Raw genomic sequence first — 14,779 nt, forward strand, 5'->3', positions numbered from 1 at the left:
CCGGTGCATGACCGCAGGGGTTGTCCGGCCTGACGGCCGGACAACCCCTCACCAAGATCTTCATCGACCTTCTAGTACGGCGAACGCGTCTGTATGTACCCGAGCAGGACGATCACCGCCGCCACGCAGCCGAGGACGATCGCCGTCGACACCCACGACGACCGCCGTGGCGCCACCGGCCCCGGATCGGCCCGGAACGGCGCCGGGTCCGGCGGGTTCTCCTTCCAGCGGGCGGCCAGCATCCGGGCCCGCGCCGACGGCTCCTTGTGCTCCGCCTGCTCGGCCCACCGAAGATCGAATTCGCGCTCCCCGTCGTCCTGTTGCGCCATCCCGTCCCCCGTCTCGAACGCCAGTACCCCCGCACGATACGACGGCGCCCCCGCCCTGAGGAACAGGGACGGGGGCGCCGGCCGCCGGGGAGGCGTCGATCACACGTCGAAGAAGTAATGAACCGGCTCGGCCACCTCCGCAGATTGACGGCTCGGTCGCTCTGACCAGTGCGGACGGCGTCGTTGCCTGGCGTCGCTGGTCGTTGTTGGTCTCCCCGGTACGGCCCACGGACGGCCCCACTCCGACAAGCTGACTGCGGCTTAACCGGTGCGGAGCCGTTGTGTCCTCCTGGCGTGACTGAGTCCCGACATCGAGCACACCCTGCAAGGCCCATGGCCCGACGGCGGCTGCGCATAGATTTACACGAACGCACGGTTTCGAGACGAGGTTTAGTAGATACTTCATGGCGGTGAATATCGCCTACTAGGATGGATCGTAGGGTGGCCAACCGATGGTCAGGGAGTAGACTGCGCGCAATTGAGCGATCGCGCATCATCGTTGAAGATGCCCTGGATGACGTCGCAGATTTGCCAGACATGGACCCAGCGCAGCGGCAATTTTTGCGCACGCAGGTCCTACGCACCGTCTCCCGGACGCGGGCGGCAAGGATTTATCGCACCACCCTGTGGTCGCCGGTTTACTGGACCATCGTGCTAGCTTTCACATCGGGCTTCGGTATTGCAACCTATGCTTGGATGCGGAGAGAAAGTCGCGAAGTGAACCCCAGTGGAATTGGGTTTGGGGTTGCGCTCGGATTCCTATCGCTCTTCCTTATGAGTGTACGCCTGAGGCGGCTTGAAACGCGCTACCAAAGCGCTTTCCTTCAGAAGGCTTACTACTATTCTTCATATATGATCTACCCGCTCAGTGGGATTTCATATTCCGCCACCAAGGCCTCATGGGCGCCATATGTCGCCGGAGCTGCCGTCGTGCCTATGTCTATGTTTGCCACGGGGCTCTTGGTGGTGGTGCAGATTGGTATCTCCGTCAGGAGGCGTGCAGTCCGCACAGATACCATCTATGCGGCAGCTTCATATGCAATGTTGCAGAGTGCAGCACTGGCGTACCGGAGTAGGGGAGGGTGGTATTTGGGTGCGGTGTCGCGCAGGGTTACGGCATCGCTGGAAGACCTCGCCAGAATATGCCAAGATAATCTCACTCTTCGCAAACGCTTTGGGGTGGCGCATCCGGAAGTCTTCTCCCAGACGGCACTTGAGGCGTTGCGTGTTGCGCACCTGGTGCGGCAACACAAAATCATCATCGTGTGCGCGTCAGGCCCGGGAGATTTCGAGAGAGTGGCAGTATCGCTACGCGATGGACTTCAGGCGCTGCTGGCCAACGACAGGAGCAAGCTACTAGAGAACGCTCCGGATGCAGTTAGAAAGGAGCGCGTTAAGGTGATCATGCGCCACTTCCTGCCTGTTTTACTCTTTATTGCGGCCGCGATAATACTTCCAATAGTTCCGCCCGTTTCCGATCAAGGTAAGATTGCTGACAGTATTCGAATTACCTTCATTGTGGCGGCAGTTCTCGCGCTAGTTGCTCCTAACAGTGATTCATCGTCGCGGATTCTGGAGGTATTGGGAAAGGCGATGCCTTCGAAATAACGTAAGGCATCACCTCGTACCTGTCATCGCGACGGAGAGGCCGTCGGCGTGTTGGCCGCTCCAAGGAAGAGGCCGGAAGCCCGGACAGACTGTCCGGGCTTTACCGTTTCGGGCACGTCATGCTCCTGAAGCGGGTTATGAACAAGGTCAAGGCCCGCTACCCGCCCCAACACGGGATCTGTACCGTGAAACCGGCCCCTCACTAGCAGCAGGAGGCAGCAGGCAATGCGTGGTCTTGGAGATCACCTCAGCATCGGCGAGCGGATCGCGTTCTACCGCAAGCGTCGCGGCTACACGCAAGAGGTCTTGGCCGGCCTGGTCGGCCGGAGCACCGATTGGCTGGCGAAGATCGAAACGGGGCGCCGGAAGCCGCCGCGTATCGACATGCTTGCCGAGTTGTCGCGCATCCTGCGCGTCCCTCTCGGGGACCTGCTGGGTCAGACCGTGCTCATGGAGGACGAGAGACAGCAGGACGACGTTCCGGCCGTACGCGACGCCCTCATGAGCCCGCGGCGGCTGTCGCGCTTGCTGTTCGGTCCCGAGGCCGAGACGCAGCTCCCGACACCAGCCCCCGCGGCCGTACGAGTCGAGCAGGCGTGGAACGACTACCAGGGTGGACGCCTCGGTAGCGTCATCGCGGCTCTCCCGGCGCTGCTGCAAACCGCTCAGGAACTTGAGGAGCGAGCGGCCCGGCGCGGCGACGACCAAAGTGACTGCTGGGCTGTGTCGGCTCGCACACACCACCTTGCCGCGACGACGCTTGCGAAGATCGGTGAGTCCGACATCTCGTGGCTTGCTGCCGAGCGTGCGATGCGGGCCGCTGATGAGTCAGACGACCCCCTTGTACTGGCATCCGCGGCACGTTCCGGCACACACGCCCTACTGGCCAACGGCCGGTATGACGACGCGCTGGAGCTGGGCAACACGGCCGCCGCGTGGCTGTCGTCTCGGGTCACGGAGAACGACCCGGCGGCGCTGAGCCTGCTCGGAATGATCCACCTACGCGCCGCCGTGGCTGCTGCTCGTCACCAGGACCGGCCCACCGCGACAAGCCTGCTCGACAGGGCCAAAGAACTCGCGGACGATCTCGGGTCGGATGAGAACTACTGGCAGACCGGCTTTGGGCCTACGAACGTGCTGCTTCACCGCCTCTCCGTTGAGCTTGACCTCGACAACGTTTCGTACGTGGTGGAGCACGGACAGATCAACGTCGACCACATGCCGCAGGAACGCAGCGTCTCGCACCGAATCGACTACGCGCGCGCTCTGTCCCTAGCCGGCCAGGGTGACGAGGCGTTCACGGAACTTCGGACGGCCGAGCGCACGTCTCCGCAGCTCGTACGCAACAATCCCAGGGTGCGCGAAACGCTGCGGGACCTGATCAAACAGTCTCCGGTCACCGGCGGATCGCGTTCATCCGAAGTGTTCGTCATGGCTCAGCGGTGCAGGGCGGTGCAGTGAGTTCAGTCAAGCGCGGAGTGCTCGGGGTCGTCGGATCGGCAGCCGGCGGCGTAGAAGTGCTGCGCACAGGTCTGGTAGAGCCCGCCATTGACCGCGGCTGGCAGGTAGCCGTCACGCTCACACCGACCGCGGCTCAGTGGTTGCGCCTCAATGGCGAGGCTGAGCGGCTGGAGAAGCTGACCGGCCTGCCTGTCCGCGATGAGCCGCGGTTGCCCGGCGAGGACCGACCACACCCGCCGGTTGACTGCTACGTCGTCGCTCCCGCGTCGGCCAACATGGTCGCCAAGCTCGCGACCGGCCTGATGGACAACCAGGCCCTTACCCAGGTGGGCGAGGCCATCGGCACTCTAGGCCTGCCGGTCGTCGTCTTCCCCCGGGTGAATTCGGCGCACGCTCGACATCCGGCATGGCAGCACCACATCGACACCCTTCGGACGGGTGGCGTGCATGTCGTCTACGGCCCGGACGTGTGGCCGCTGTACGAGCCTCGGGAGGCGCCGGCTGGGCGCCCACTCCCCTGGTCGACAGTGCTCGACACGGTGGATGCGGCCACTCGATGACGATTCGTCAATACGCCTGACCTGCAAGGAAAGGGGACCCGGACAGTCTGTCCGGGTCCTCCGTCGTTCCGGGCCACATCCTCATTGGCATGTCAGGGATCAATGAGCAAAGCGGCGAGCTGGAAGGCATGACTCCCGCCGAACTCGCTTTAATCAGAACGAGTTTGAGCGAGGCCCGCGCCAAGGCCGAACGACTGCTGAGGCGTGCGGACGAACTCACGGCGATGGTGGAGTCTCGCTACCCACAAGCCGCTCAAGGCGATCAAGTCGCTCGCCGAGTTGGCGCAGGGCGTCATGAATCGTGCTGAGTTCCGTGGCCAAGGCAGTGAATGCGGGGCTACTGCCCGGCTCGCTGCCGAGGGGCACAGCAGGATCGCGGACGAACGTCCCGCGGCCCTGCTGCGTGAGAACCAACCCCTCGTCACGGAGCTGACCGAACGCGCTCTGAACAGTCATGAGCTGCACGCCAAGCGCCTTGGCGAGCTGGCGAGCGGCCGGCAGCCGATCGCCGGGCTCGTAATCGCGGTCGGGGCCCGTGATCTTCTCGCGGAACTGCGCCGCAATCTCCTTGGCCGTGGGCGTCTGCTTGGGCGCTTTGGGGCTCTGGTCCATGGCATCGAGAGTAGCCGGACCTAGGTCAATCCCTGATCCTTCGCCGGACCCGCTTGACAGCCAGATTGACCTAGGTCAATCTGGATTCGCGCCGGAACGAGAGACCCGGAAGGGCCTCATCGGGCTGGCTTAGCAACTGCTTGACCTGCACGAATGCACAGGGCGGGGACGCTGCAATCCCGCTAAAGGCCAGGGGACAGGGCTTCGGCCCGACTGGCGAGGTGGCCCGGTGACCGCGAGCAACGGCCGGCGTGTGGGGACAAGGTCCCCCTTGCAGTGTGTTTCCCCTGTTCAGCGGTCCGAAGGAGTGGCAGTGAGTCGACGAAAGCGATGGGCGCGGCCGTGATCGACCGGTACGGCGGCGCCGTTCCATCCCCGGTCCGTGAGCACCTCGAAGTGCTGCGGACGACCGGTCACCTTCCACCGTTGCGCGGCGGCTAGCGCCGCGCCGGTTGCCTCTTCCCGCCCGTGCGGCGCGCACCTGGTGCGCAGGTCCGTCCGGGCGGGGCGGGGGGAGCCGGAATCTCACGGCCCCACCACACAAGAGCGGCCCCCCGGGGGTGCGACCCGGGAGGCCGTGACAGGCACCTGGTTGGAGGCACCTGTGATCACCAGTCTGACAGACGCGGAGCGGGCGGAACTGTCCCGCAAGGCCGCGGAAGCGAACAAGCGCAGCGAAGACAACGCCCTTGTGCGGGGCGGCCGTTGATGGCCGGTACTGAGCACGAGAAGACCAAGCCGCCGCTTCCCGTTCGTCCCCCTCGCCCGCACCCGTACCCGACCGGTCACACCGCCGCGGGCACCGCGTACGAGGGGGTGTGCTGATGGCGACGGACCCGGCCGCCTGGCACCTGGAGGCGAGCGCGGATGCGTGGGCCGCCGACCTCGGTCGGCAGGACCCTGCGCCGGTCGCGGCTGAGCGGGCCTGGCAGCAGCAGGAGATCCGCACGGCCTACGAGGACGCGGCCCATCTGACCGAGCAGCCCCGGTAACCCACCACCTCTACAGCCCCGGCGACCAGCCGTGAGGGGCGCCGGATCGAATCCGGCCCGGGGCACGCACCGCACACACCGCCAACCTGATGGGGAAGCCATGAAGAAGCAGCATGCCGCCGCCCGTGCCGTCGACGCCGGTACGGTCGCCGCTCAGGCCGTCAACGACTACGGGCTCAACAGCACGCAGGCCATCGGTGCGCTTCGGGCCGCCGACAGCGCGACGCGCGATGCACAGGCGCAGGGCTGCACGAAGGCCGACTTCGACGCCGAACACGCCCGCCGCCGCTGACCAGTCAGCTCATCCGCCGGTCCTGTACCGGTCACCAGCCCCGGCACCGCCGTGATGGCGCGGGATCGAATCCCGCCCGGGGCGCCGCCGCCACCGCGCGGCCCGCCGCACCGCTCGCGTGCGGCCTTCCACCCAACGGCGTGCGGCTCCCGGGGTGCCTCCCGGGAGCCGCTGAAGGGCCGTTCCCCTGACTAGGAGGACGCACGACCCATGGACCCCATTGTGACTGTTCAGGACGCTGTTACTGCGTTCGCCGACTGGATCGAGCCGACGGATCTGGAACTGGACGCGATCGAACGCGAGATGCCGCTGATCCTGGCGGACCACATCATCACCTTGGACCGCACCCCGACCGAGGTGGACGTGCGCCGGATCCGCCGGGCCCGCCGCCGCGCGCTGGCCGCCCGGGTGGCCCTGGTCAACCGCACGGCCGACGCGGCGGGCGGTGTGGCATGACGGACGCCCGCACCCTGGGGGAGATGACGCCCGCGCTGCGGGCGTTGCGGCTGCTCGCCGCCGAGTACTCCCACCTGCCCGCCCCGTTCGTGCACCTGTCGCCGGTCGACGCGGCGCGGCTGGAGCTGTCGCTGCACGACGTGGACCTGACGTCTGACACGTTCGCGGTGTTCGAGGTGTGGCGCGAAGCGCTCGGTATCGCCCCCGACTCGGTCATCTTCCGTGTCCAGGGCAACGGCCGCACGCGGGTGCTGCGCGCTGAGGGCACCTTCGGCGGCGTAGAGGTCGCGCTGACCGCCTACGCGGACGCCCCGGCCGCCGACACGACCGCGGTAGGGGGCGCGGCATGAGTGCCAAGTCCACCAGGACCGTGCTGCCGGCGGTCGCGATGACGGCCGTCTCGATGGTGCTCACGCTGGCCGTGGTCGTGATGTGGCTGGGCACGGCCGTGCCGTGGCCCGTTGCCCTGGTCGTCGGTCTGGGCATCGACGGCGGTTGGCTGGCCACCCTCGCCTATGAGCGGCGCCTGGCCGCGCAGGGCGACCACAATCGCACGGTGACCGCCGTCGGCTGGTCGTTCGGTCTGCTCGCCTCCGGGGTCCTGGTCACCCACGCGCTCACCGCCGACCGGGCAACGGGGGCGTGGCTGGCCGTGGCCTGGCTGCCGATCGCCGCGAAAGCCCTGTGGCTGGTCCACGGACTGTGGGAGCGGACCGCGCTCACCCCGGCCGCGCTGGATCAGATCCGGGGCATTCAGCAGGAAGCCCGCGACGACGCGGCCGTGGCCCGCGCCCGACTGCGGGCCGAAGCGTCCACCGAGGAGACGCGGCTCACGGCCGTGACCGAGGCCGGTGCACGCGTCGCACGCGTCCAGGCCAAGACCGCTGAGACGCTTGCCGGGGCGTGGTCGACGCTGGAAGCGGCCCGCAAGGGCGAGAGCACCGGGCGGGCCCTGACCAGCGTGACGAGCCGCGTCACACCCGACGTCACACCCTCGTGGGAACTCCCGGTGTGGGGCCCCTCGGAGCCGGTTGCGGCGCTGGAGCAGGCGCCCGCGCTCACCGATGCCGCCCTCGACGCGCTGGTCGATGAGATCCGGCTGAGCGAAGATCCCGCACTGTCGTACCGGGAGATGGCCACCCGCTTTCGCGCGGCCGGCCACTCCGCCAGTGAGGTACGGCTGCGGGCCGCGTGGAAGCGCGTGGTGGCCTGATGTCCGCCGCGTGGGGCAAGTGCTACGACCCGACCGGCGCCCTGCACGGCGTGCCCACCTACCCGTGGAAGCTGGCCCCGGACGGGTACGCCACCCGCCGGCAGTTACGGGCCCGCGGACTGCGTCCCGGCGGTCAGCCGGTAGCCGCGCAGGTCATGCGCATGAACCGCCGGGCCGGGACGCCCCGGGTCGCCTACCTCTACCGCCTTGATCGGGCGCTGCCGGTGCGGCCGATGACCTCCCGCAAGTGGGGCGCCCTCGCGCTCGCGATGCTCGCCCGCCGCACCTGCCCGAAGTGCCAGCTCACCTACAGCTACTGTCTCCCGACGTCGCTCGGGATGTGCGTGCTGTGCGCCTACCCCGAAGGGTCCCGCGATGGAATCGCTGCCTGACATCCCCCGGGTCGTCCAACTCCCGGACGGCACCTACACCTACGCCGACCACCTGCCCGCCCCGCAGCAGCAGCCCTACAGCGGTCCGCAGGTCATCCACCAGCACGTGCACCAGGCCCCGCCGGACCGCACGGTGCAGCGCATCGCGCTCGGCTCCGGGGTCGGTGCCGGAGCGGTCGCGGCCGGGGTCTACTTCGGCCCGCTGCTGGTCGGGGTGCTCACCGCCATCGCCGCGAACCTCGCCCTGCTCGCCCTGCTCGCCGCGGTGTGCGCGTGGGGTGTGGTCACCGTCGTGCGATCGGTGGGCGGAGCGGACGGCAAGCGCGCCGCCGACACCGTCCGCCGCACCCGCGGTCGGCGCTGAGCTGACGGCTGCCTGCGATCCCCGGGGGCTCACCCCGCCGGGGGTCGTGGGGAGCCGGACAGTCCGGCCCGGAACGGGAGACACCGTCGTGAGCAGCAACGAGACGCTCCGCTTCACCGCCGGCGAGAAGGCCCGCCTGGCCCTGCTGGTCGCCCGGATGGCCAAGCGCGGACTCGCCGACGACCGCCAGTTCGGCGGCCGGGTCGACCAGCGCGACCTTCAGCGCAAGGTCGAGCGCATCGAGAACCAGGCCCGCAAGCGCGCCGAACAGGCCCACACCAGCAAGAACCGCAAGTAGCAACGCCCCGGGGGCGGTCGTCCCGGCCAAGGAATCAGACCGCCCCCGGGCCACCCACCACCCACCTTGTGAGCAGCAGGGAGTACCCAGAATGACGGACAGCACGACGGGCCCCAACCTGCGCCCCGTGCCCGCCACCGTTCCCGACGACGACGCGCCGCCCGCACTCGTGCCGGTGGACAACCCGGCGTTGCCGGACCCGAAGGTGCGCATCGAGAAGCGCAAGCCGGTTCTTGCCGGATGGCTCACCAACCGGCGTGACTTCCTTGCCACCGCCCGTCACACCGGCGCGAACGTCGGCTACGCCGCGCTCTACCACGGCGTTCGTATCCCGGTGTATGCCGGACGACTCGCCCTGATGTCGCCCCGCGGAGCGTGCCGGTTCGTCGCGTCCACCAACCGGTGGGTGTGGGACCGCGAAGCCGCCCCGCTCCGTGAGTTCGCCGTCCGCACGGAGGACGTCGAGGAGTACATGCGCCTGGCCCGGCTGCGCGCGGGCCGTATCCGGCTGCGCGGCCTGGTCACCCTGGTCGCAGCCGTGTTCGGTGTCGGGTTCGCCCTCTACTTGTACGTCCTGGCCCCCGCGTTCCTGTACGCGTTCGCGGCCGGCGGGGTGCTGCTGCTCGGCATCGGTGGACAGCAGCCCGACGCCCCCGTCGTCGGCCCGGCCGTGCTTAAGACCGAGGTGCAGAAGCTCACCGGCTCGATCGTGCTGCGCGGTCTCGACTCGATCGGGAACGCGAAGGTGACCGCCGCCATCAAGAAGGGCGGCGACATGAACGGGCTGCGGTTCGTCTCGGAGATCGTGCGGGACGGGCCCGGCTACCGCGCCGACCTGGACCTTCCCTACGGCGTCACGCCCGAGGACATCATGGAGGCCCGCAAGCCCCTTGCCTCGGGTCTGCGCCGCAAGACCGGCTGCGTCTGGCCCTCCCCGGACCCCGACCAGCACGAAGGGCGGTTGGTGCTGTGGGTGGGCGACAAGCCGATGAACGAGACGACCAAGCCCGCGTGGCCGCTGGCCAAGTCGGGCACGGTCGACCTGTTCCGCCCGGTCGTGTTCGGCAATGACCAGCGCATGCGCGACGTGTCCGTGACGCTCATGTTCGCCTCGGTCGTGGTCGGCTCGATCCCGCGTATGGGCAAGACGTTCCTGATGCGGCTGCTGCTGCTCATCGCTGCCCTTGACCCGCGGGCCGAACTACACGCGTTCGACTTCAAGGGCACCGGTGACTTCGGCGCGCTGGAACCGGTCTGCCACCGCTACCGCGCCGGCGAGGAGGACGACGACATCCTCTACGTCGTCCAGGCGCTCCGGGAGCTGAAAGAGGAACTGCGCCGCCGGGCCAAGGTCATCAAGTCCCTGCCCCGCTCGCGCTGCCCCGAGTCCAAGGTCACCCCCGAACTGGCCGGTGACAAGCGGCTGGGTCTGCACCCGATCGTGGTCGGGTTCGACGAGTGCCAGGTGCCGTTCGAGCACGAGCAGTACGGCAAGGAGATCGAGGCCATCTGCACCGACCTGGTCAAGCGCGGCCCCGCACTCGGGATCGTGGCCATGTTCGGCACGCAGCGACCGGACGCGAAGTCGCTGCCGACCGGGATCAGCGCGAACGCCGTGCTGCGGTTCTGTCTGAAGGTCATGGGCCAGCCCGCCAACGACATGGTGCTGGGGACGTCGATGTACAAGTCCGGCTACCGGGCCACGATGTTCTCCCGCTCCGACCGGGGCATCTGCTGGATGGCCGGCGAGGGCGACGACCCCCGCATCGTCGCATCCGCGTTCGTGGACGCGGTCGCCGCCGAACACATCGTCGCCCGCGCCCGCACCGTGCGCGAGCAGTACGGCAACGTCACCGGGCACGCCATCGGCAAGGGCCCCGAGACCACCGGCACCGGCTCCGACATCCTCGCCGACACCCTCGACGTCATCGCCGATGACGAGAAGGCCGTGTGGTGCGAGCGGATCGCCGCCCGCCTCGCCGCCGCCCGCCCCGAGACCTACGCGGGATGGCAGGGCGAGAACGTCACCGCCGCGCTCAAGCCCTGGGGCATCAAGCCGGGGCAGGTCTGGGGCACCACCGACGACGGCGAAGGCGCCAACCGGCGCGGCATCAAACGCGCCGACATCACCGTCGCGATTACGCGCCGTAACGCCGATCGGGCCGCGGCCTGACCCCAGCACGGGTGCTAGACCTAGCAGCCCCGGCCGCTAGGTCTAGCACCCGTACTAGCACCCCATAGGGCCGCTGATCAGCGAACTAGCGTCTAGCGGCCCACCTGCGAAAACACCCTGAAACCGCCCTTGGAAGGGATGTGAGCCCTGGTGGCTCTCGCTAGCTGCGCCCTCCTGCTCGCCCTGGCCGGTTACGCAGTGTTGTGCGCGGTCCGGCCGTTCGCGCCGTGCCGGAAGTGCTCCGGGACCGGCATCCGCCAGGCCCGCCGCAAGGTCAAGCTGTGCCGCCGCTGCCACGGCCACCGCTACCGGCTGCGCCTCGGCCGGCGGCTGCTCAACACCGGCCGCACCGTCCACCGCGACGGCACCCGCCGCACCCACCCTCGCCGCCTCAACGACCGGGAGTTCTCCGAATGGCCGTGACCGTCTCCCTCGTCCTCCTGCTCGGACTGGTCCTGTTTTTCCTGCTCCGCAGCAACAGCCTCACCCCCGGCGCCGCGTTCATCGCCGTCATGTTCGGGTTCTTCCTCGCCTCCACCGGCGCCGCCGGGCCCATCACCAACATGACCACCGCCATCGTCCAGTCCATCCCCAACCCGTAGGCAGGAAGGCCGTGTTCGAGATCCGCGTCATCTGCGACCCCGGCGACGCCGACCGCATCAGTCAGATGCTCACCTCCGCCTTCCGGACCGGCACGCCCCGGACGTACCCGACCCGCGACGGCATGCGCACCCGCCTCTACCTCACCGCCGACCACCACCCCGACGGCCCGACGCAGACCACACCCCCGGCCGACCGGATGGAATCCGCATGAAGCCGCCCCGCCTGCGTATCAAGTTCACGCGCTGGCCCCGCTACGCGCTGGTCCTGACCGACACCCCCGACCCCGACTGCTCCAACTGCGAGGGAGACGGCTGGATCGGACACGACTACGGCGACCACGAGACCGGTGAGTACGCCGGAACCGACTGGGAGCCCTGCCCCTGCTGGAACGAGCAGCGCCGTTGGCTGCTGCTGCCCCTGCCGCACCGCCCCCGCTGGCTGCCCCACGGCATCGCCCGCTCGTGGGGCCCCGCCGGATACAGCGACGAGGCCCCGTTCTAGCTGTGCCAAGGGGGGCTTCACAACGTTCGGTTGCCGAGTTCGAACCTCGATCAGCGGTTGTACGACTGCCTTTCGACCGTGTTGAGGATCTGGTTGGCCAGATCCATGAGATTGGTGATGGACGGCGCTTCCACGAACAGCAGGGCGCCGCGGTCGCTGCCGTTGCCGAAGCCGCAGCCGCTGTCGCGGACCATGGGTGTCAGCCAGTGGACGGTGAGGCGTTCGGCCGCGAAGTAGACGACCGGCCTATCGGACCACGAACGCCCCGAGGCATGGCTTCGGCAGCTTGCCGCTGGAAAGCACCCGATGGAGGAGAGGGCGAAGGATAGCCCCGCCACCCCGATTTCCAGGCCGTCCAGGACGCCTTCCTCGCGGTCGCCGTCTCCGACGATTTCCAGGATCTCGCTGCCGGGGTGGCGGTCCTCGAAGCCGTCCGGCAGGCAGTCGGGATCGCCTCTCTCCACCGCGCGGGCGACGTCTTCGAACTCCTCGGGGTCCGCGCTCACTTGGTCCACCAGGTGAGCCAAGCCTCGCTCCTCTTCCACGATCGCGCGGGCCTCTTCGTGGGTGACACCGCTGATGTCCCACACGCCCCGGAAGAAGCCGTATCCCTCCTCGCTGATCTCGTCCTCCTCAGGCATGCACATAGGCACGCCCTCCGGGAACGACGGGTCGACCTTCACGTCGATGCGCGGGATCACGAAAACCTCCTGATGGCTGCCGGAACACCCCCGGTGCGCGCCGAACGCCCACCTCTAACGACGCCAAGAGCGGCCCCGACCTCACGCCAATGAATCCGGAGCCGCTCCTTGTCCACCAGCACCCTCAACAGGACTGGAGACACTCAGCATGACCGATCCGACCGACATTCGGCGAGCCCTTGGCGGGCCGCCGACGATCGTCGCCCTGTGCGCCGGCTACGGCGGACTCGAAACCGCGATCCGCGCGGGCATCGGCGGCCAGGTCGCCGCGTACGCGGAGAACGACCCCTACGCCGCGGCCGTGTTCGCCGCGCACCACCCCCAGGCGCCCAACCTCGGGGACATCACCGCCGTGGACTGGCACACGGTCCGGGAGCTGTACCGGCCGAACGTGGTCGCCGCCGGTTTTCCCTGCCGCAACATCTCCAACGCTGGACGAAAGGACGGAATCAATGGGCAGTGGTCCCGGGTCTGGAAAAACGTCGCTCAGGCTGTGGGCGTCCTTCGACCGCGCTACGTCTTCCTGGAAAATGTGGCGGCGATCCGCTCACGGGGGCGGGGCCTGGACGTCGTCGCCGCAGACCTGGCCGCGCTCGGGTATGACGCGCGGTGGACATGTCTACGAGCTGGTGACCCCGAAGTCGGCGCCCCGCACCCGCGGGATCGCTGGTTCGCAGTTGCCCATCCCGCTGATGCCGACCCCGACCACCTCGGACGGCACTGGCGGCCCCGGAACATCGCCGAACCGCAAGGGCGGGATGAACCTGCGCACCGCCGTCACGAAACTGCCCCCACCCACCGACTGAGCCTCCTGCCGACCCCGGCAGCGCGGGACTGGAAGTCGGGGGCATCGAACCTGCTCGACAGGAACGCGCGCCCGCTCAACGAGTTCGTCGTGAACCTGCTGCCGACCCCGCGCGCCGCCGCCGACCGGACCAGCCGGCGCGCCGCCGTCGGCTGGCACTCCCGTTCGGCGCCTTCGCTGGAGCAGGCGATCGAGATCTCCGGCGGCATCCTCCCCCGGGAGCTGCGCACCTGGAGCGAGGCGCCCCGGTCCTGGCAGCCCGAACGGCTCGATCAGGAGTGGGGCAAGTACGAGGCGGCGATCCGTCGATGGGAACGGGTCCTGGGACGTCCGGCGCCCCTGCCCACCGAACCCGGCACCCGCGGCAACCGTCGCCTGGCTCCACTGTTCGTCGAGTGGATGATGGGCCTGCCCGCCGGCTGGGTCACCGCCGTCCCCGGCATCCCCCGTACCGAACAGCTCAAGATCCTGGGCAACGGCGTGGTCTGGCAGCAGGCCCACCACGCCTACGGCCTCCTCGTCGGCGCCGCCCTCAGCCGCTTGACGACCAGCGGTCTGGAGGTGGCCGCGTGACCACCGCCCTCACCCCGCTTCACACCGCGCTGCACCTCGCCGCGGACGGTGTCCCCGTACTGCCCCTGCGCCGGGGGAAGCTGCCGTTCGGGAACTGCCCGACCTGCGCCCACAACGCATGCGGCGGCCGGCCGAACATGAAGACCCCCGGCCCCTGCACCTGCCCGCAGCCGTGCCACGGGTGGGCCGCGGCCACCACCGATCCGCACGTCATCACCTCCCCCGCGTGGGCGTCGGCGTGGCGGCATGCGGCGACGGTCGCCTACCACCCCGGCGGCGCCGGCGTGACCGTGGTCGACCTGGACGACCCCGCCGCCGTCCAGTGGGCCCGCACCACCCTGCCCGCCACCCGGACCGTGACCACCACCCGCGGCGAACATTGGATCTACCAGGGCACCATGCCGTCATCGAATGCCGTACGGCCCGGCGTGGACATCAAGTCGCTTATGCAGTACGCCCGTTGGCTGGGAAACGGCGCGGGCGCCACGGTGCCTCTCCCGGACGCTGTGCGCGCTCTGGTAGCAAAGGAACCGCCCGCGGCCCGCAGGGCGCCACACGGCGCCGCAGTGTCTCTGAGGGGCAACGGGGGCGAGTGCCCGCACCGCACGCCCGCCTATCTCGATCGTGGGATCACCATGGGCGTGCAGCGGATCACCGAGGCGCGAAGCGCGGTTCACGCGACCGTGTACCGGACGTTCCTCGCGGTGCTGTCGACGCACGGCCGGTGCGGCTGCCTCACCGACGCCCATGTCACGCGGCTGTTCACCGCCGCGCAGGCCAAGGGTGAAACGGCCCGGCACTGCACCGACGCGTGGACCAACGCCCGCACCGCACTGGGGATGTAGC

At 68.8% G+C, this 14,779-nt stretch carries 21 protein-coding genes; 18 read left to right on the forward strand and 3 right to left on the reverse strand.

Annotated features, from left to right (window positions below; genetic code table 11):
• Nucleotides 1-71: 71 nt before the first annotated feature.
• Nucleotides 72-329 carry a hypothetical protein gene (locus AB0958_RS22495; RefSeq protein ID WP_366892236.1) on the reverse strand — a complete coding sequence of 86 codons (258 nt, stop codon included), beginning with the start codon at nt 327-329 and terminating at the stop codon, nt 72-74.
• 441 nt (nt 330-770) lie between these two features.
• Here AB0958_RS22495 and AB0958_RS22500 point away from each other — a divergent pair, with 441 nt between their 5' ends.
• The 3 genes from AB0958_RS22500 (at nt 771) to AB0958_RS22510 (ending at nt 3,958) form a co-directional block, all read left to right on the forward strand.
• Complete coding sequence (locus AB0958_RS22500; RefSeq protein WP_366892237.1) at nt 771-1,937, forward strand: hypothetical protein; 1,167 nt, start codon at nt 771-773, stop codon at nt 1,935-1,937.
• 225 nt (nt 1,938-2,162) lie between these two features.
• On the forward strand, nt 2,163-3,398 hold the full coding sequence (locus AB0958_RS22505; RefSeq protein WP_366892238.1) for a helix-turn-helix transcriptional regulator: 1,236 nt from the start codon (nt 2,163-2,165) through the stop codon (nt 3,396-3,398).
• Nucleotides 3,395-3,958 carry a flavoprotein gene (locus tag AB0958_RS22510; protein WP_366892239.1) on the forward strand — a complete coding sequence of 188 codons (564 nt, stop codon included), beginning with the start codon at nt 3,395-3,397 and terminating at the stop codon, nt 3,956-3,958. Before AB0958_RS22505 ends, AB0958_RS22510 begins: the two co-directional genes overlap by 4 nt.
• Before the next feature lie 216 nt (nt 3,959-4,174).
• On the opposite strand, the gene AB0958_RS22515 is transcribed toward AB0958_RS22510, so the two are convergent.
• Nucleotides 4,175-4,570, reverse strand: a complete 396-nt coding sequence (locus AB0958_RS22515; RefSeq protein WP_366892240.1) for a winged helix-turn-helix domain-containing protein — start codon at nt 4,568-4,570, stop codon at nt 4,175-4,177.
• Between the two features lie 824 nt (nt 4,571-5,394).
• Between AB0958_RS22515 and AB0958_RS22520 the strand changes: the two genes are divergently transcribed.
• The 13 genes from AB0958_RS22520 to AB0958_RS22580 all read left to right on the forward strand — a co-directional run bounded on the left by AB0958_RS22520 (nt 5,395) and on the right by AB0958_RS22580 (nt 11,854).
• On the forward strand, nt 5,395-5,562 hold the full coding sequence (locus tag AB0958_RS22520; RefSeq protein ID WP_366892241.1) for a hypothetical protein: 168 nt from the start codon (nt 5,395-5,397) through the stop codon (nt 5,560-5,562).
• A 100-nt stretch (nt 5,563-5,662) separates the two neighbouring features.
• Nucleotides 5,663-5,854 (forward strand): hypothetical protein, encoded by a 192-nt coding sequence (locus tag AB0958_RS22525; protein WP_366892242.1) that lies wholly within the window; start codon nt 5,663-5,665, stop codon nt 5,852-5,854.
• 210 nt (nt 5,855-6,064) lie between these two features.
• On the forward strand, nt 6,065-6,310 hold the full coding sequence (locus tag AB0958_RS22530) for a DUF6284 family protein (protein WP_366892243.1): 246 nt from the start codon (nt 6,065-6,067) through the stop codon (nt 6,308-6,310).
• Nucleotides 6,307-6,660: a hypothetical protein gene (locus AB0958_RS22535; protein WP_366892244.1), complete on the forward strand. Its 354-nt coding sequence runs from the start codon at nt 6,307-6,309 to the stop codon at nt 6,658-6,660. The genes AB0958_RS22530 and AB0958_RS22535 overlap by 4 nt, the downstream gene beginning before the upstream one ends.
• Nucleotides 6,657-7,523 carry a protein spdB gene (locus AB0958_RS22540; protein ID WP_366892245.1) on the forward strand — a complete coding sequence of 289 codons (867 nt, stop codon included), beginning with the start codon at nt 6,657-6,659 and terminating at the stop codon, nt 7,521-7,523. Before AB0958_RS22535 ends, AB0958_RS22540 begins: the two co-directional genes overlap by 4 nt.
• Nucleotides 7,523-7,915 (forward strand): RRQRL motif-containing zinc-binding protein, encoded by a 393-nt coding sequence (locus AB0958_RS22545; protein ID WP_366892246.1) that lies wholly within the window; start codon nt 7,523-7,525, stop codon nt 7,913-7,915. Before AB0958_RS22540 ends, AB0958_RS22545 begins: the two co-directional genes overlap by 1 nt.
• Nucleotides 7,899-8,279 carry a DUF6251 family protein gene (locus AB0958_RS22550; protein WP_366892247.1) on the forward strand — a complete coding sequence of 127 codons (381 nt, stop codon included), beginning with the start codon at nt 7,899-7,901 and terminating at the stop codon, nt 8,277-8,279. Before AB0958_RS22545 ends, AB0958_RS22550 begins: the two co-directional genes overlap by 17 nt.
• An 88-nt stretch (nt 8,280-8,367) precedes the next feature.
• On the forward strand, nt 8,368-8,577 hold the full coding sequence (locus AB0958_RS22555) for a DUF6257 family protein (protein WP_366892248.1): 210 nt from the start codon (nt 8,368-8,370) through the stop codon (nt 8,575-8,577).
• Between the two features lie 91 nt (nt 8,578-8,668).
• Nucleotides 8,669-10,750 carry a cell division protein FtsK gene (locus tag AB0958_RS22560; protein ID WP_366892249.1) on the forward strand — a complete coding sequence of 694 codons (2,082 nt, stop codon included), beginning with the start codon at nt 8,669-8,671 and terminating at the stop codon, nt 10,748-10,750.
• Between the two features lie 150 nt (nt 10,751-10,900).
• On the forward strand, nt 10,901-11,173 hold the full coding sequence (locus AB0958_RS22565) for a hypothetical protein (RefSeq protein ID WP_366892250.1): 273 nt from the start codon (nt 10,901-10,903) through the stop codon (nt 11,171-11,173).
• Nucleotides 11,164-11,352, forward strand: coding sequence for a hypothetical protein (locus AB0958_RS22570; protein WP_366892251.1), 189 nt, complete (start codon nt 11,164-11,166; stop codon nt 11,350-11,352). The genes AB0958_RS22565 and AB0958_RS22570 overlap by 10 nt, the downstream gene beginning before the upstream one ends.
• Nucleotides 11,353-11,363: 11 nt before the next feature.
• A complete protein-coding gene (locus AB0958_RS22575; RefSeq protein WP_366892252.1) occupies nt 11,364-11,564 on the forward strand; it encodes a hypothetical protein in 201 nt (66 codons plus the stop codon).
• Complete coding sequence (locus tag AB0958_RS22580) at nt 11,561-11,854, forward strand: hypothetical protein (protein WP_366892253.1); 294 nt, start codon at nt 11,561-11,563, stop codon at nt 11,852-11,854. The genes AB0958_RS22575 and AB0958_RS22580 overlap by 4 nt, the downstream gene beginning before the upstream one ends.
• Before the next feature lie 50 nt (nt 11,855-11,904).
• On the opposite strand, the gene AB0958_RS22585 is transcribed toward AB0958_RS22580, so the two are convergent.
• On the reverse strand, nt 11,905-12,555 hold the full coding sequence (locus AB0958_RS22585; RefSeq protein WP_366892254.1) for a hypothetical protein: 651 nt from the start codon (nt 12,553-12,555) through the stop codon (nt 11,905-11,907).
• A 148-nt stretch (nt 12,556-12,703) separates the two neighbouring features.
• Between AB0958_RS22585 and AB0958_RS22590 the strand changes: the two genes are divergently transcribed.
• Nucleotides 12,704-13,933 (forward strand): DNA cytosine methyltransferase, encoded by a 1,230-nt coding sequence (locus AB0958_RS22590; RefSeq protein ID WP_366892255.1) that lies wholly within the window; start codon nt 12,704-12,706, stop codon nt 13,931-13,933.
• The gene (locus tag AB0958_RS22595) at nt 13,930-14,778 is read left to right on the forward strand and encodes a bifunctional DNA primase/polymerase (RefSeq protein ID WP_366892256.1); all 849 of its coding nucleotides are present in this window, start codon (nt 13,930-13,932) and stop codon (nt 14,776-14,778) included. The genes AB0958_RS22590 and AB0958_RS22595 overlap by 4 nt, the downstream gene beginning before the upstream one ends.
• Nucleotide 14,779 lies beyond the last annotated feature (1 nt).

The sequence above is a fragment of the Streptomyces sp. NPDC006655 genome, assembly GCF_040703965.1.
Lineage (GTDB): Bacteria > Actinomycetota > Actinomycetes > Streptomycetales > Streptomycetaceae > Streptomyces.

What these genes read in the sequence shown, in the direction of transcription:
- AB0958_RS22495 (WP_366892236.1), bottom strand. Translation starts at nt 329, where the DNA reads ATGGCGCAACAGGACGACGGGGAGCGCGAATTCGATCTTCGGTGGGCC.
- AB0958_RS22505 (WP_366892238.1), top strand. Translation starts at nt 2,163, where the DNA reads ATGCGTGGTCTTGGAGATCACCTCAGCATCGGCGAGCGGATCGCGTTC.
- AB0958_RS22515 (WP_366892240.1), bottom strand. Translation starts at nt 4,570, where the DNA reads ATGGACCAGAGCCCCAAAGCGCCCAAGCAGACGCCCACGGCCAAGGAG.
- AB0958_RS22520 (WP_366892241.1), top strand. Translation starts at nt 5,395, where the DNA reads ATGGCGACGGACCCGGCCGCCTGGCACCTGGAGGCGAGCGCGGATGCG.
- AB0958_RS22525 (WP_366892242.1), top strand. Translation starts at nt 5,663, where the DNA reads ATGAAGAAGCAGCATGCCGCCGCCCGTGCCGTCGACGCCGGTACGGTC.
- AB0958_RS22530 (WP_366892243.1), top strand. Translation starts at nt 6,065, where the DNA reads ATGGACCCCATTGTGACTGTTCAGGACGCTGTTACTGCGTTCGCCGAC.
- AB0958_RS22535 (WP_366892244.1), top strand. Translation starts at nt 6,307, where the DNA reads ATGACGGACGCCCGCACCCTGGGGGAGATGACGCCCGCGCTGCGGGCG.
- AB0958_RS22540 (WP_366892245.1), top strand. Translation starts at nt 6,657, where the DNA reads ATGAGTGCCAAGTCCACCAGGACCGTGCTGCCGGCGGTCGCGATGACG.
- AB0958_RS22545 (WP_366892246.1), top strand. Translation starts at nt 7,523, where the DNA reads ATGTCCGCCGCGTGGGGCAAGTGCTACGACCCGACCGGCGCCCTGCAC.
- AB0958_RS22550 (WP_366892247.1), top strand. Translation starts at nt 7,899, where the DNA reads ATGGAATCGCTGCCTGACATCCCCCGGGTCGTCCAACTCCCGGACGGC.
- AB0958_RS22560 (WP_366892249.1), top strand. Translation starts at nt 8,669, where the DNA reads ATGACGGACAGCACGACGGGCCCCAACCTGCGCCCCGTGCCCGCCACC.
- AB0958_RS22570 (WP_366892251.1), top strand. Translation starts at nt 11,164, where the DNA reads ATGGCCGTGACCGTCTCCCTCGTCCTCCTGCTCGGACTGGTCCTGTTT.
- AB0958_RS22580 (WP_366892253.1), top strand. Translation starts at nt 11,561, where the DNA reads ATGAAGCCGCCCCGCCTGCGTATCAAGTTCACGCGCTGGCCCCGCTAC.
- AB0958_RS22590 (WP_366892255.1), top strand. Translation starts at nt 12,704, where the DNA reads ATGACCGATCCGACCGACATTCGGCGAGCCCTTGGCGGGCCGCCGACG.